We start from the raw sequence: 15569 nt of genomic DNA, 5'->3' as shown, positions 1-15569 counted from the left end.
CCTTACTCCTTTGCCTCTTCGCCCGTCTGCGGGTCTGATGAAGGCGCCTGCCCGGCCGGATTCTGGCCCTCAGTCGCGCCGTTTTCCAACGATTCCAATTCTTCCGACTCGTCCGCATCGCTTTCCGCGACCCGACGCACGCCGGACAATACGCTGCCATCATCCACGCTGATGAGCGTCACGCCCTGCGTGGCGCGGCCCATTTCACGGATTTCCGCGACACGGGTACGCACCAGCACGCCGCCAGTGGTGATCAGCATGATTTCATCTTCGGGCTGCACCAGCACCGCGCCCACCACCTTGCCATTGCGGGCCGTGGTCTGGATCGCGATCATGCCCTTGGTGCCACGGCCATGACGGGTGTACTCAACGATGGAAGTACGCTTGCCGTAGCCGTTTTCCGTGGCCGTCAAGACGCTGGGCTGCAAGCGGCCATCGACTTCCGCCGCCGCTTCACTGCCTTCTTCAGGCAGGACTTCTGCCACCAGCAGCGCAATCACGCCCTGCCCTTCCTCCAGCATCATGCCGCGCACCCCGCGGGCATTGCGGCCCATCGGACGTACATCGTTTTCGTCGAAGCGCACTGCCTTGCCGGCATCCGAGAACAGCATCACATCATGCTTGCCATCGGTCAGGTCGGCGCCAATCAGGTAGTCGCCTTCGTCCAGATCGACCGCGATGATGCCTGCCTTGCGCGGATTGGAGAAGTCCGACAACGGCGTCTTCTTGACCGTGCCGCGCGACGTTGCCATGAAGACATAGTGATCTTCGCTGAATGCCTTGACCGGCAGCACCACGGTGATACGTTCCCCATCGACCAGCGGGAACATATTGACGATGGGACGGCCGCGCGAATTGCGCGAACCCTGCGGCACTTCCCATACCTTCAACCAATAGACACGCCCACGATCCGAGAAGCACAGCAGGAAATCATGGGTATTGGCGATAAAGAGCTGGTCGATCCAATCGTCTTCCTTGGTGGCCGATGCCTGCTTGCCACGCCCGCCGCGACGCTGCGAACGGTACTCGGACAAGGGCTGGCTCTTGATATAGCCGGACGCGGAAAGCGTCACCACCATATCCATAGGCGTGATCAGGTCTTCGGTATCCAGTTCCGTCGCATTGTGCTCAATGGTGGAACGGCGCTCGTCCTTGGCACCGAACTCTGCCTTGATGGCCTGCAGCTCGTCGCCGATGATCTGGTTGACGCGCTCGGGGCGCGAAAGGATATCAAGCAAGTCTGCCACCAGCAGCATGACGTCGCGGTACTCGCTGACGATCTTGTCCTGCTCCAGCCCGGTCAGGCGTTGCAGGCGCATGTTCAGGATTTCCTGAGCCTGCACTTCGCTCAGGCGGTACAGGCCATCGGCCTGCATGCCGAACTCCACATCCAGCCCTTCGGGGCGATAGGCTTCGCGCCCACCCGGCGTTTCGCCATCGGCGCGCGCGAGCATCTCACGCACCACCGAGGAATCCCAGGTACGCGCCATCAACTCCTGGCGAGCCACCGGCGGCGTCGGCGCCGCCTTGATGATGGCGATGAAGTCGTCGATATTGGCCAGCGCCACGGCAAGGCCTTCCAGCACGTGACCGCGTTCGCGTGCTTTGCGCAGCTGGAACACGGTGCGACGCGTCACCACTTCACGGCGATGCAGCAGGAAGTATTGCACCAGCTGCTTCAAGTTCAGCAGACGGGGCTGGCCATCGACCAGCGCCACGAAGTTCATGCCGAAGGTGTCCTGCAGCTGCGTATTCTTATAGAGGTTGTTCAGCACGACCTCCGGCACTTCCCCACGCTTGAGCTCGATCACCAGACGCATGCCGTCCTTGTCGGACTCATCGCGGATATCGGAAATGCCTTCAATCTTCTTTTCGTTGACCAGTTCGGCAATGCGCTCCTGCAGGGTCTTCTTGTTGACCTGATAGGGCAGCTCATCGACCACGATGGCCTGGCGGTTGCCGCGCTCCATGTCTTCGAAGTGCGTCTTGGCACGCATGATGACGCGGCCACGACCGGTACGATAGCCCTCACGCACGCCGGACATGCCGTAAATAATGCCCCCGGTGGGGAAATCCGGCGCCGGGATGCGCTCCATCAGCTCATCAACCGAGCACTCCGGGTTCGCCAGGCAATACAGGCAGCCCTCAACCACTTCGGACAGGTTGTGCGGCGGAATGTTGGTGGCCATGCCCACGGCAATGCCGGAACTGCCATTCACCAGCAGATTGGGCAAACGCGACGGCAACAGCAGCGGCTCTTGTTCGCTGCCATCATAGTTGGGCCCGAAATCCACGGTTTCCTGGTCGATGTCGGCCAGCAGCTCGTGCGCGATCTTCGCCAGACGGATTTCGGTGTAACGCATGGCGGCTGCGCCGTCACCGTCAATGGAACCGAAGTTGCCCTGGCCATCCACCAGCATGTAGCGCAGCGAGAAATCCTGTGCCATCCGGACGATGGTGTCATAGACCGCCTGATCACCGTGAGGGTGATATTTACCGATGACGTCCCCGACGATACGCGCCGACTTCTTATAGGCGCGGTTCCAGTCATTGTTCAGCTCATGCATCGCAAACAGCACACGCCGATGCACGGGCTTGAGGCCGTCTCGCACATCAGGCAGTGCCCGTCCGACGATCACGCTCATGGCGTAATCGAGGTAGCTGCGGCGCATTTCGTCTTCCAGCGATACGGGAAGTGTTTCCTTGGCGAAGGAATCCATAGTTGTGGCGGCTATCCAAAATCAGTTACTGCCCACCGGCATGTCACGCGACGCCCGCCCCGGAAAGGGCCTGATGCCGCGCCCGCCTGCGCCCACGCAGCAGCGCAGGCAGACAGGCCTCGTGCATACGCACGTAAACATGGCGGACTAAACGAGTCATTCTAGCATTGGCGGCCAAAAACCATGGTTTCCCGCCTGGTGCGGGTTGTCATCCGAAGCAAATGCATGCCCGCTCCCCCTTCCCAGGTCATTGTTGCCAAAAACCAACAAGAAAAATGGCCCAAGCGCCAGAAATCCACAAAGGAAAGGTCAATCGCCCCACGCTGCAAGCCGAAAGCGACGAAATCACCGTAAGATTAACTTCAGGCACGCAGGAAGCCCCCAGCAATGAATGCGCCAAACAAGCCTTGCATTGCTATACTGGCCCCGCTTCCTGATTGTGGCGGGGGATTCGCTGCAAGTCACTTATTCAGCTTCAAGCTTAACGAGGAGAAATATGAACAAGCCCTCCAAATTCGCTCTGGCGCTTGCGTTCGCCGCCGTCACGGCCGCTGGCGCCGCTTCCGCTCAGAATGTGGACAACTGGCGCAACAGCTCCGGCGAAGTCTGGCGCAACGTCAACGGCGAACTGTGCTGGCGCGATGCTTTCTGGACGCCCGCTACTGGCGTTCCTGGCTGCGACGGTGTACCCGTTGCTGAAGCTGCTCCGGCTCCGGCTCCGGCTCCCAAGCCCGCCCCCGCCGTTGTCGCGACCAAGGTCGTCTTCAATGCCGACACCTTCTTTGACTTCGACAAATACAACCTGAAGCCGGAAGGCCGTCAGCTGCTGGATCAAGTCGCTGCTCAAGCCAAGGCCATCGACCTGGAAACCATCATCGCTGTTGGTTACACCGACTGGATCGGCACGGACGCCTACAACCTGAAGCTGTCCGAGCGTCGCGCCCAGACCGTGAAGAACTACCTGGTTGAGCAAGGCATTGACCCCAACCGTATCTACACGGAAGGCAAGGGCAAGGCTGACCCGATCGCCAACAACCGCACTGCCGAAGGCCGCGCCAAGAACCGTCGCGTGGAAATCGAAATCGTCGGTACGCGTTACAGCCGTTAATAAGCCAGGCAGCCAGTTTTCTGGCTGACGGCTTACAATGAAAGGGTTCCGGTTTCGGAACCCTTTTTTTTGCCCATGCGCCGCCCGACCTTCAGGGCCCAGCCTGGGCAGACCAGTTAACGTTGCAGGGCCAGGGCCCTCTTCACTGACATTCCTCGTGCCATGACCACCACATCCAAGCCTGCCACCGAGCATCACAACGTCAGCCAGGCCGAACTGGACAAGTTCAGCGCCCTCGCCTCCCGCTGGTGGGATCCCGAAAGTGAATTCAAGCCCTTGCATGTCATCAACCCCTTACGTCTGGGTTGGATACGCGAACAGGCAGGAGGTTCCCTCAATGGCCTGCGAATTCTGGACGTCGGCTGTGGTGGCGGGATCCTGGCCGAAAGCATGGCGGCCCAGGGGGCTGAAGTCAAAGGCATAGACCTGGCCGATGCCTCGCTGCAGGTCGCGCGGCTGCACAGCCTGGAAAGCGGCATCAAGGTCGAATATGAATCCATCGCCGTCGAAGCCCTGGCTGAACGCGAGCCCGGCAGCTACGACGTCGTTACCTGCATGGAAATGCTGGAACACGTGCCGGATCCTGCCTCTGTCGTGCAGGCTTGCGCCACCCTGCTCAAGCCCGGTGGATTAGCGACATTCTCCACCTTGAATCGCAATGCCAAGTCTTTCCTGTTTGCGATCATCGGCGCCGAATATGTGCTCAAGCTACTGCCGCGCGGTACGCACCAGCATGACAAATTCATCAAGCCCAGCGAACTGGCCGCTTATGTACGCCGCGCCGGGCTGACGGCGCTGGGCATGCGCGGCATGGAATACAACCCGCTGACCCAGCGCTATCGCCTGTCCGGCGACACCTCGGTCAACTACATGATGGCAACGAAAAAATGAGTAGCGAGACTTATCAGGGCCTGGTGTTATTCGACTTCGACGGCACACTGGCCGACTCGGCGCCCGATCTGGCCGAAGCCGCCAACCAGCAACGCCGTTACCGCGGCCTGGCGGACTTGCCTTACGAAGCCCTGCGCCCCGTCGCCTCCCAAGGTGCCCCTGGGCTGCTGCGCGTCGCGCTCGGCCTGGAACGCGAGCATCCCGATTTCGAAGCCACCCGACAGCAGTTCCTGGCAGATTACGCCGCCTGCATGACCGAACGCACCGACCTCTTCCCCGGCATTCCCGCCCTGCTGGAAAACCTGGAAAGCCACGGCCTGGGTTGGGGCATCGTCACCAATAAGGTCGAGCGCCTGGCCTTGCCCATCATCGACTTCCTGGACCTGAGCCGGCGCAGTGCAGCGACCGTCTGCGGCGACACGTGCGCGCACGCCAAGCCCCATCCCGAGCCGGTTGCCCATGCCATCCGCCTGGCTGGCTACCGCCCCGAAGATACGATCTATGTGGGCGACGACGAACGAGACATCATTGCCGGACGCGATGCGGGTACCCGTACCATTGCGGTCGGCTTTGGCTATTGCGAACCCTCGCAGGCCAAACGCTGGGGTGCCGATGCCTACGTCGAACATCCCGAAGCGTTGTGGGATACCATCCTGGCACTGCTGCCATCACGCACCTGAAACACCGCGGCCAGCGGCTCGCGGCTGGCCGCAAACCGCACATTCACGGTGCATCACGGCGCGCCAGCGGCGTCCCATTCGCCCAAGCCGTATCACACTACGACATTGCGTATAAAGCGCACCATGTCGCCGTGCGCATTCACATAGGCGTACTGCACCGAACTGGCATAGGCAATGGAAGCCCCCGCCGGCAGAATCATCGCGCTGCCATTGATCTCCAGCGTCAACGTGCCTTCGATGATGTACAACAGTTCGCTCCAACCCTCAGGGTCTGGCTCTGCGTCATAGCGCTCACCCGGCGCCAGGGTCCAGGACCACAGCTCCGCCTCCCGTTTGGCCAGCGCCGAACAATGTAGCATCGCCAGGCTGCCAGGCAGCTTGCCGCGCCAGGTTTCCACATCAAGTTGGCGGCTGCCGCGACGCTCAGGCGGGCTGACCAGCGTTCCGAAGTCAATTTTCAGCACCTCGGCCAGCAAAGCCAGTTTCGCCAGACTGATGTTGGCTTCTCCCGCTTCCAGCGCAGCAATGGTACGGCGGCTCACGCCTGACGCGTCGGCCAGGGCCTGCTGGCTCAAGCCGCAGACATCCCGGAAATGCCTGACATTGGCGCCCACATGGCTCAGCACGCCTTGAGACTCGCTCCTCTTCGTCATATCGCAGGCTCCCAGGAAGAATGACAGTAAAACGCAATATATTGCACAAAATAGATCCGCACCCTATATTGTGCAATATTATGCACAAGACTAATCCTGGTTCCAGCACGCCGCTCGCGCCTCAAATCGCCCTGGTTCTTATCACCATGGTCTGGGGCGGCACGTTCCTCGCCGTGCAACATGCGCTCAGCGCCAGTACGCCGCTGTTCTTCGTCGGCTGCCGTTTCGCCGCCGCCGCGCTGGCGGTGGGCATTTTTTCGCTGCGCATCCTGCGCGGCTTGACCTGGCGAGATGTATTTGCCGGAACAGCCATCGGGGCGTCGATTGCCGTCGGCTATGGCGCACAGACGATCGGCCTGCAAAGCATCACCAGCAGTGAGTCAGCGTTCCTGACTGCGCTCTATGTCCCCATCGTGCCCTTGCTGCAATGGCTGGTCTTCCGCAAAACACCACACCTGATGACCTGGCTAGGCGTTGCGCTTGCCTTCCTGGGACTGGTTTTGCTGACGGGCAACGGCGTTGGCGCCATTTCCCTGAATGCGGGGCAACTCATCACCATCCTGTGCGCCATCGCGATTGCCGTGGAAATCGTCCTGATCGGCCACTTCGCCCGCAGTGTCGATGTCCGCCGCGTCACCGTCGTACAGCTGGCGGCGGCCTCGCTGATCGCCTTCGCCATGATGCCCTTGGGCGGCGAGACCGCCATTCCGCCTTTTTCATGGACGCTGCTGTTGCTGGCAGGCGGCATGGGCCTGGCCAGCGCGCTGATCCAGCTCACGATGAACTGGGCACAGCGCTCGGTCGAACCCTCCCGGGCCGCCATCATCTATGCCGGTGAACCGGTCTGGGCCGGACTGATCGGCCGAATTGCCGGAGAACGCCTGCCTGCACTCGCCTTGGCGGGCGGCGTCCTGGTTGTACTAGGCGTCCTGGTCAGCGAATGGCGGCCCGGCGCCAAAAAGCGCAAGGCCGCACACGCAAGCTGACCCGGGCCTTAGTGGCTGGAAGCGCTGGCCGCGCCCAGCCCCGTTTGCGCACGGACAAACTGATCATCAAAGGCCTGACGCTCGGCACGCGCGCGGGCGCTGGTATCCAGGCGTGAGACGACTATCATGGTCAGGAAGGCCAGCGGCATGGAGAACAGCGCCGGATGGTCATACGGGAAAATGGCCTTGTCATGCCCCAGCACTGTCACCCAGACAGCGGGGGAAAGAATGATCATTCCCAGCGCCGTGACCAAACCGACCGTACCGCCATACAAGGCGCCGCGCGTGGTCAGCCCTTTCCAGTACATGGCCATGATCAGCACAGGGAAATTGGCTGACGCCGCCACGCCGAATGTCAGGCCCACCAGGAACGCCACATTCATTTTCTCAAACAGGATACCGAGCAAAATCGCAATGATCCCCAGCCCCACGGTGGCGATTCGCGATACTCGCAACTCCTGTTTTTCCGATGCCTGGCCGCGCTTGATCACCGTCGCATACAAGTCGTGGGAGATCGCCGACGCACCAGCCAGCGCCAGCCCCGCCACCACGGCCAGAATCGTTGCAAACGCTACGGCCGACAGAAAGCCCAGGAACAGATTGCCACCCACGGCCTGGGCCAGGTGCATGGCCACCATATTGCCGCCACCGACCAGCACTCCGCCTATCTTGCCATCGACGAAGTAGGCAGGATTGGTGCCCACGATCACGATCGCCGCGAAACCCAGCACGCATACCACCAGGAAGAAAAAGCCGATAAAACCGGTGGCATAGAACACCGACTTGCGCGCTTCCTTGGCGTTGGGCACGGTAAAGAAACGCATCAGGATGTGCGGCAAGCCGGCGATGCCGAACACCAGGCCCAGCGACATGGACACCGCATTGACAGGATTGGACATCAGGCTGGCAGGCCCCATGATGCTCCAACCCTGAGCATGCGCATCCACGGCCCGTTGCGCCAGGGTATTCAAACTGAAATCGAACTCGGCCAACGCCATCCACGCCAGGCTCACACCGCCAGCCAACAGTAGCACGGCCTTGATGATCTGCACCCAGGTGGTCGCAATCATGCCGCCGAAGATCACATAGACCAGCATCAGCACTCCCACCACCACGACCGCCACGGGATAGTCCAGACCAAATAGCAGCTTGATAAGCTGGCCTGCTCCCACCATCTGCACGATGAGGTAGCAGCAAACGACAGTCAGTGACCCAAAGGCTGCGAACGTCCTGACGCGGCTCTGGTCCAGGCGGTAGGACACAATATCGGCGAAGGTATAGCGCCCCAGGTTGCGCAACCGTTCCGCCATCAGGAAGGTAATGATGGGCCAGCCGACGAAGAAGCCGATGGTATAGACAAAACCGTCATAGCCGCTGGCAAACACCAGACTGGACAGGCCCAGCAAGGTTGCAGCCGACATGTAATCGCCAGCGATGGCCAGGCCGTTCTGGAAACCGCTGATGCCGCCACCTGCCGTATAGAAATCCGAGGTGGAACGTGTTTGGCGGGCCGCCCACCAGGTAATGGCAAGCGTCGCGGCAACAAAGACGAAAAACATGCCGATGGCGGCATAGTTGATCGGCGACTTGGCCGGCGTATCCGCCAGCGCCGCGGCAGGCAGCAATGCGGTGGCCAGTGAAGCAATCAGGCGTGCGCTCATTGCTTGCCCTCCTCGATTACTTCCGCGCTGAGGCGGTCAAAGCGGGTATTGGCGCGATACACGTACCAACCGGTCAATATCCAGGAAACGATGATGATGGCAGCGCCAACAGGTATGCCCCAGGTGATGGCGCCGTGAAGACTGAGAGGCGTATGCAGCCATTGCGGCGCAAAAGCGACTACCAGCATATAGACATAGTAGGCACCAAGCACAATGGCGGTCAGCGACCATGCCAGGTGAGAGCGGCTGCGGGCAAGCCGCAGGAACTTGGGATTACGGCGGATGCGGGCGTAGATTCCGTCATCCTGGGTGACATTCTGGGTCATGCGTATCTCCGTTGTTGTTGTGTGGCATGCAGCATGAAGCACTTGGAAAAAACAGATGGAGCCCCTCTTGGCCCAGAGACGCGTTGAGCGGGCCCAGGCGTGCGCCATCCGGCTGCTGCGCCAGCGGAACGCAGCAGCATGAAAAAAACAAAGAAAATGAAGGACAGCCCTAGCAGCTGTCGCTGGCATCCCGACGAAGCCGGAGAAGCAATGGACACACCCGGCACAAAGGCCGCGGCGTCCCTGCCTCACCGCTCACAGGGACCGGGCATGATCGCTAAGCACGAACTTCTGGATCTTGCCTGTCGATGTCTTGGGCAACTCCGCGAACACCACGGTGCGCGGTACCTTGAAGCCAGCCAGGAGCTCCCGACAGAACGCGATCAACTCGCCTTCCGTCACGCCGTCATGGTTGGGCTTGAGTGTGATGAACGCGCACGGTGTCTCTCCCCACTTCTCATCCGGCCTGGCCACCACGGCCGCTTCCAGCACGGCAGGATGACGGTAGAGCACGCCCTCGACTTCGATCGTGGAAATATTCTCACCACCAGAAATAATGATGTCCTTGAGCCGGTCGCGAATCTCGACATAGCCATCCGGATGCCATACGGCCAGGTCGCCAGTGTGGAACCAGCCCCCCGTAAAGGCCTCTGCCGTTGCCCTGGAGTTCTTCAGATAGCCTTTCATCACCGTATTGCCGCGCATGAAAATCTCGCCCATAGTCTGGCCGTCACGCGGCGTCGGCTCCAGCGTCTTGGGATCCGCCACCATTACCCCTTCCATGGTGGGATAGCGCATGCCCTGGCGCGCCTTGAGCACGGCACGCTGCTCCAGCGGCAAGGCATCCCATGCCTCGTGCCAGGCACACACCACTACCGGCCCATAAACTTCGGTCAAGCCATAAACGTGGGTAACGCTGATCCCCATTTCCTCCACGGCGCCAATCACCTTGGCGGGGGGTGCCGCACCCGCCACCATGGCCTTGACGGGATGGTCGATGGCGGCCTTGGCCGAATCGGGCATGTTGACCAGCGCATTGAGCACGATGGGCGCGCCGCAGAGGTGGGTGACCTGCTCGTCGCGGATCAGGGTCAGGATCTTCTGTGGATCGACGCGCCTCAGGAACACATGCGTACCTGCCAGCGCGGTAATGGTCCAGGGGTAGCACCAGCCATTGCAGTGGAACATGGGCAAGGTCCACAGATAAACCGGATGATTGCCCAGGTTCCACGTCATCTGGTTGCCCAGCGAATTCAGGAAAGCACCGCGATGATGATAGACCACCCCTTTGGGATTGCCCGTCGTACCCGAGGTATAGTTGAGCGAAATCGCATGCCACTCGTCCGCCGGCCATTGCCAGTCGTACAGCGGATCCCCTTCGGCCAGCAATGCCTCGTAGTCCAGATTGCTGACGGGCTGGCCCTCGCCATACTCAGGGTCATCGACATCAACCACCAAGGGGCGCTGCGCCGGCGGCAGCATGCCCAGCGCGGCGTGCACCACCTGATGATATTCCCGGTCTGCAATCAGCACCTTGGCTTCGCCATGCTGCAGCATGAAGGCAATGCTTTCCGCGTCGAGGCGCACGTTCAAGGTATTGAGCACTGCGCCTACCATCGGCACGCCGAAATGGGCCTCCAGCATCGCTGGAATGTTCGGCAGCATGACGGCTACCGTATCCCCTTGCCCGACTCCCCGCCCCGCCAGCGCCGAGGCGAGGCGTCGGCAACGCGTGTAGGTGTCGGACCAATTGCGACGGATCGCCCCATGCACCACGGCGGGATAGCCAGGATAGATACTGGCCGTACGTTCGATGAAACTCAGCGGACTGAGCGCAATGTGATTGACCGGGCTCAGGGCAAGGCCATCTTCAAAAATCGACATGCTGCACGCCTCCTGGATATTGTTGCCGTCTCCTACCCTCGCATTCAGAGACCGCTATTTATGGAAAGGTTTATATATCCGCAGGAGAAAATATAATATTAGTACCAACACCATATAGAATAACAACCATATAAATACATTATAAAATTCAGCATATGGAAGAACTACCATATAGCGCAGCCAAAAACCCGGATGGAACCATGCAGGCAGCTGCCATTCCGGCGGCCGCCGACCTGGGCAGCTGGATACGGCTTCAGAAGCAAGCCGCCCCCCTGGAAGCCAAGGTAGATGCCCTGCTGCGCTCACTGGAGCATTGCAGCGGTATCCTGCGTGCGTTCTACCTGACTTGGCACAGCGGTACCCAAACCTACCGTCACATCGGCGAGCACCACCTGCCGCCAGGCCAGGGGGATCCGCTGAACGCCAGCGACGAGGCCCTCCATGCGCGCATGAGCGACACGCCGCGTATCGCGCTCACGGAACTGCGCAACCTGCCCTGCTGGCTGGCGGGACGCCTGCGGCGCGCCGGCATCAATCGTGGTCTGGCCTTGCGCCTGGAACTGGAATGCGGCACACCCGGCATCCTGCTGGCGGAACTGGAAGACGGCGAACGCAGCGACTGGCTGGCCTGGATGCATGATGCGCTGGTGGCGCTGGCCGCCGATCCCCCGGCGCACACGGCCCTGCCATTGCTGGCGGCCGACCCGCGCCCCTCCTTGCTGTTCGATGCGCACGCCAGCATTTGCGCCGCCAACCCTGCCTTCCTCGCCCTGCTGGGCGGTGCGACACTGGCGCAGGCCACCCGCTTCCTGCCTGTCAACTACGCTCAAATCGTACGCACCTGCCTGGTGCAGCGCCGTGCCATTGAACACATGGAAGCCGCGGTAGAGAGCCGCCTGCTGCTCTGGAGCTTCATCCCCGACCCGAGCAGCGGCAACGTGCTGGCACGCTGCCGCGACGCCACTTCGGCGCTGCGGGAAGCGCGCGAAGCGGCACAAGCGCGGCGGCTTTACCGCCTCATTACGGAAAACACGACAGACCTTATCGCGCGCCACGATCCGAATGGCTGTTTCCTTGATGCCTCACCGGCATCCTGGACGCTGCTGGGCTACTGGCCCGAGGAACTGCGCGGACGCGACCTGCGGGAACTGCTGCACCCGCAGGATGCCGGTCTGCCTTTCGACCAGGGGCAAACCGCGCTGGTGGATGACGGCTACCACACCATGACCTATCGCTTGCGGCACCAAATGGGGCACTACCTCTGGTTCGAAACCGCCAGCCGGGCGATCCGCGACACCTATACGGGCGCCGTCGTCGAAACCATCAGCGTCCTGCGCGACATCACGGCACGCGTGCAGGCCGAAGCGAACAAGCGTCGCCTGGAAGATGAACTGGCCCACACCAGCCGCCTGATCACCCTGGGCGAGCTGGCCTCGGGCATTGCACATGAAATCAACCAGCCCCTGGCTGCCGTCATGAACTACGCCGGTGCCTGCCAGCGCTACCTGCGCGACGCGGATCGCAACCCCCAGGCACCTGCTCGCGTGGCCCAGGGCCTGGAACGCATCGCCGAACATGCCACGCATGCCTCAGCCGTCATCAAACGCCTGCGCGCCTTCCTGCGCAAGGATCAGCGCCGCATGCAGGCGATAGACCTGGCCGAGGTGGCCCATGAAGCCATGCACCTCTGCGCCTGGGAAGCCAGCCAGCACCAAGTCACCATTCACGCATCGCTGCCAGACGACCTGCCACCCGTCTATGCCGACCGCGTACTCTTGCAGCAAGTACTGCTGAACCTGCTGCGCAACGCCATAGATGCCAACCGTGAACAGCAGCGCGGCCAGGCATCGGGCGTCACCATCCGGGCCTGTGCCGGCCAGGACGGATACCTGCGCGTCCAGGTATGCGACCAGGGCCCCGGCCTGAGCGCCACCGCCAGGGAAAAAGTCTTCACCCCGTTTTACACCAGCAAACCGGCAGGCCTGGGGCTCGGGCTTTCCATGAGCCGCAACATCATCGAAGGCTTTGGCGGGGAGATGGATATCGTGGAAAATGGCCCTGCGGGCCTGGTCATGGAATGCAGCCTGAGATTGCGCCAGGAACCACCAGGACAACAACGATAAGGAGAATGGCCGGATGCCGGAAGCAAGCATGCAGCAGGTCTATGTCGTGGATGACGACCAGGGCATGCTGGACTCTACCGTCTGGCTGCTGGAATCGGTCGGCCTGAAGGCGCTACCCTTCACCTCTGGCCAGGACTTCCTGCAAGCCTGTCAGAGCGCCCCGGATGCGGCAAATGCCTGCGTCCTTCTGGATGTGCGCATGCCGGGCATGGGCGGCCTGGGTGTCCAGGAAGAAATGCGCAGGCGCGGTCTCGAGCTGCCCATCATATTTGTCAGCGGCCATGCCGATGTGCCCATCGTCGTGCGTGCATTCCGCGCCGGCGCTTTCGACTTCATTGAAAAGCCATACAACGAACAACTCCTGCTCGACAGCGTGCAGCAAGCCCTCAACCACCAGACACGCCCGGACACCCTTCCTGCGCAGGCCGAGGCCCAGAAAACATTGCGTACCCGCCTGGACAGCCTGACCCCGCGCGAGCGCGACGTTTTCCTGCCGCTGGCGCGCGGCTACAGCAACGGCGAAATCGCGCAGCAGCTGAACATCAGCATCAAAACCGTCAACCTGTATCGCGCCCGCGTCATGCGGCGCATGCAAGCCGAGTGCCTGCCCGACATCGTCGGCCAGGCCATCGCCGCCGGTCTGCTCGATCCGCTGGACCTGAGAGGGTAAGCGGCGCGACACATGCCCGCTTCAGAGGACTCTGATGCCCTTGTTTCACAAAATGCTGGCCTTACATGACTAGCGGGCGTAAAATGAAAAATCTGGGGCCGATCCGGATTCGACGTGGGTCATGAAACAGAGCAGGGCATGTCGAGCACCAGTTCGCTCGTAAATCCACTGGAAAACTACAAACGCCAACGACGAGCGTTTCGCTCTGGCCGCTTAAGCGGTGAGCCGCTGCACTGATTTGTCTTTGGGTCAGCCAGGGTAAAACCTGGAGCAGCGTCATCTACAAAGAATCGGGTCTGTCTGGGTCACGAAGCCAGATCTTAAATCCAGTGAATCGCCAAGGAAGGGCCTGTCGGTAGGCATGATCCAAGGTTAAAACTTAAAATTTATCGACTACACATGTAGAACTGCCTGCGGAGGGCTTGCGGACGCGGGTTCAATTCCCGCCGGCTCCACCAGATTACATGGCGCCACACTACGTCACACTAAGCAGTACCAACACCGCAAAAGGTGCTGTTTAGTGTAGTGAGGTGCCACGTTTCACACTGAATTCACACCGAATTCACACGGCCCGTCCTAGTGACGGGCCTTTTTTTGCCCAAAAATATAGAATTCAGTCATGACAGACCAACAATTCGATCTCATCACCGGCTTGCTGCGCATGACCAGCGGGCCGATACTCGCCGCTGCCAGACTTGTGCTCGTTGCCGGGGAGCGGCAGGCAGACGCGGCAAGGGAAGCCGGGTGCCGACCAAATCACCTCGCCAGGGCCGTGGCGCAAATCAACGATGCTCACGACAAGATAAAGCAGGCATACAACATCGCTTGACAGTACCACTTAAACGGTACTATAATGTAGTCATGGTGATCGAAACCAGCCACGCGCCCCGGTGATACAGGGGCAGAGAAAAGACATGGAACTGATTCATACCAGCCCCAGCGAAATCAAGGAAATCCGCGCACACGGACGCTTTGATTCGTTCCTGTTCTTTTCTGCCCGCGAATACTCGATGAGTGTCGGCCAGCATGTGACTTACAGCATCGAGATAGACGAAAATCAAGTCATCGAAGCAAGCCGACTGTTCTATCGCGATGACGCAGAAAAGCTGCAAGCCCTGGTTGAAGACATGGCCAGCCGCTACAACATCGACGCAGAAGAGGCTGAAAGCCTGATCGAGGGCAGGTCAGCCGCTCACGACATCATTGATGATGCCGATGAAGCAGCAGAAGCATCGTGGGACAGTCAACTGTATGCCGCACGCGCCGCTACTCTGCTCGGTTTTCGTGGCGTTGCAGTTGACGACGAACAAGGCACAGCCTACATGATTGACATGCTGGGCCGCGAGGCTGAGCTGAAGCGCCGGTAATCAGTGAATGCCGCGCAGAAAATCGCCACCCCGCCCGCTTACTCGCTGCGAAATATGTGGTGCAGAGATACCGCACAAGCCGGGCCAGCAGGCAAAAACCTGCGGTGCAGAGCATGCCGCTGAGCGCAAGCGCAGGCGGGAGCGCGACAGATATTTGCGCGTCAAAGACACGCCGCGCTGGAAAGCCGTTCGAGCAAGCTATCTTGCTCGGCTGCGAGAAACGATGCAGGCCGACCCCGGATTTGCAGAGCAATTCCGGGCCTACGGCCGCGAGCAAACACGGAAATGGTATGCGGGCCTTGCTCAGACGCCTGACCGTCTGAACGAGTTGCTGCGCTTGAAGCGCGAAGAGCGCCAGCAATGGCGCGAGCGTGTGCTTTCCGACCCCATGGGCTGGGAAGTCTATAAATTCAAGGCGCGTGCGTGGTATTCCGGACTCACGCCGGAAGACCGCCAGCGGATTTTCTATGATCCACGGAAGATGCCGAAAGCATAGCGGG

The 15569-nt window shown here is 60.7% G+C and carries 14 protein-coding genes and 1 other RNA gene; 10 read left to right on the top strand and 5 right to left on the bottom strand.

Annotation, left to right across the window (positions count from 1 at the left end; genetic code table 11):
* Positions 1 to 2: 2 nt before the first annotated feature.
* Positions 3 to 2720, bottom strand: coding sequence for a DNA gyrase subunit A (gyrA, locus tag ACNA1V_RS04535; protein ID WP_415832381.1), 2718 nt, complete (start codon positions 2718 to 2720; stop codon positions 3 to 5).
* A 496-nt stretch (positions 2721 to 3216) separates the two neighbouring features.
* Between gyrA and ompA the strand changes: the two genes are divergently transcribed.
* The 3 genes from ompA to ACNA1V_RS04520 all read left to right on the top strand — a co-directional run bounded on the left by ompA (position 3217) and on the right by ACNA1V_RS04520 (position 5399).
* A complete protein-coding gene (ompA, locus tag ACNA1V_RS04530; protein WP_415832380.1) occupies positions 3217 to 3828 on the top strand; it encodes an outer membrane protein OmpA in 612 nt (203 codons plus the stop codon).
* Positions 3829 to 3990: 162 nt separating this feature from the next.
* Entirely contained in the window at positions 3991 to 4719 is a 729-nt protein-coding gene (ubiG, locus tag ACNA1V_RS04525) for a bifunctional 2-polyprenyl-6-hydroxyphenol methylase/3-demethylubiquinol 3-O-methyltransferase UbiG (RefSeq protein ID WP_415832379.1), read from the top strand.
* The gene (locus tag ACNA1V_RS04520; RefSeq protein WP_415832378.1) at positions 4716 to 5399 is read left to right on the top strand and encodes an HAD family hydrolase; all 684 of its coding nucleotides are present in this window, start codon (positions 4716 to 4718) and stop codon (positions 5397 to 5399) included. The genes ubiG and ACNA1V_RS04520 overlap by 4 nt, the downstream gene beginning before the upstream one ends.
* A 92-nt stretch (positions 5400 to 5491) precedes the next feature.
* On the opposite strand, the gene ACNA1V_RS04515 is transcribed toward ACNA1V_RS04520, so the two are convergent.
* Entirely contained in the window at positions 5492 to 6052 is a 561-nt protein-coding gene (locus ACNA1V_RS04515) for a helix-turn-helix domain-containing protein (RefSeq protein WP_415832377.1), read from the bottom strand.
* An 80-nt stretch (positions 6053 to 6132) separates the two neighbouring features.
* Between ACNA1V_RS04515 and ACNA1V_RS04510 the strand changes: the two genes are divergently transcribed.
* Positions 6133 to 7038 carry a DMT family transporter gene (locus tag ACNA1V_RS04510; protein WP_415832376.1) on the top strand — a complete coding sequence of 302 codons (906 nt, stop codon included), beginning with the start codon at positions 6133 to 6135 and terminating at the stop codon, positions 7036 to 7038.
* A gap of 8 nt (positions 7039 to 7046) precedes the next feature.
* Here the strand turns inward: ACNA1V_RS04510 and ACNA1V_RS04505 are convergent, their stop codons facing one another.
* From ACNA1V_RS04505 to ACNA1V_RS04495, 3 genes are all read right to left on the bottom strand, one after another.
* Positions 7047 to 8699: a cation acetate symporter gene (locus tag ACNA1V_RS04505; RefSeq protein ID WP_415832375.1), complete on the bottom strand. Its 1653-nt coding sequence runs from the start codon at positions 8697 to 8699 to the stop codon at positions 7047 to 7049.
* Entirely contained in the window at positions 8696 to 9025 is a 330-nt protein-coding gene (locus ACNA1V_RS04500; RefSeq protein WP_415832374.1) for a DUF485 domain-containing protein, read from the bottom strand. The genes ACNA1V_RS04505 and ACNA1V_RS04500 overlap by 4 nt, the downstream gene beginning before the upstream one ends.
* Before the next feature lie 255 nt (positions 9026 to 9280).
* Complete coding sequence (locus tag ACNA1V_RS04495; protein ID WP_415832373.1) at positions 9281 to 10909, bottom strand: acyl-CoA synthetase; 1629 nt, start codon at positions 10907 to 10909, stop codon at positions 9281 to 9283.
* A gap of 155 nt (positions 10910 to 11064) precedes the next feature.
* Here ACNA1V_RS04495 and ACNA1V_RS04490 point away from each other — a divergent pair, with 155 nt between their 5' ends.
* From ACNA1V_RS04490 to ACNA1V_RS04465, 6 genes are all read left to right on the top strand, one after another.
* The gene (locus ACNA1V_RS04490; protein WP_415832372.1) at positions 11065 to 13032 is read left to right on the top strand and encodes a sensor histidine kinase; all 1968 of its coding nucleotides are present in this window, start codon (positions 11065 to 11067) and stop codon (positions 13030 to 13032) included.
* 13 nt (positions 13033 to 13045) lie between these two features.
* Complete coding sequence (locus tag ACNA1V_RS04485; RefSeq protein ID WP_415832371.1) at positions 13046 to 13702, top strand: response regulator transcription factor; 657 nt, start codon at positions 13046 to 13048, stop codon at positions 13700 to 13702.
* A gap of 94 nt (positions 13703 to 13796) precedes the next feature.
* Positions 13797 to 14160: a transfer-messenger RNA gene (gene ssrA, locus ACNA1V_RS04480) on the top strand.
* 161 nt (positions 14161 to 14321) lie between these two features.
* Positions 14322 to 14531 (top strand): TrfB-related DNA-binding protein, encoded by a 210-nt coding sequence (locus ACNA1V_RS04475; protein ID WP_415832370.1) that lies wholly within the window; start codon positions 14322 to 14324, stop codon positions 14529 to 14531.
* Positions 14532 to 14616: 85 nt separating this feature from the next.
* Positions 14617 to 15069 (top strand): AcrIF11 family anti-CRISPR ADP-ribosyltransferase, encoded by a 453-nt coding sequence (locus ACNA1V_RS04470; RefSeq protein ID WP_415832369.1) that lies wholly within the window; start codon positions 14617 to 14619, stop codon positions 15067 to 15069.
* A 7-nt stretch (positions 15070 to 15076) separates the two neighbouring features.
* Positions 15077 to 15565: a hypothetical protein gene (locus ACNA1V_RS04465; protein ID WP_415832368.1), complete on the top strand. Its 489-nt coding sequence runs from the start codon at positions 15077 to 15079 to the stop codon at positions 15563 to 15565.
* The last annotated feature ends 4 nt before the right edge of the window (positions 15566 to 15569 follow it).

The organism is Kerstersia similis, from assembly GCF_965139615.1.
Lineage (GTDB): Bacteria > Pseudomonadota > Gammaproteobacteria > Burkholderiales > Burkholderiaceae_B > Kerstersia > Kerstersia similis.
Note: the sequence above shows the minus strand (reverse complement) of the source record. Positions and strands in the feature narration are given on the sequence as shown.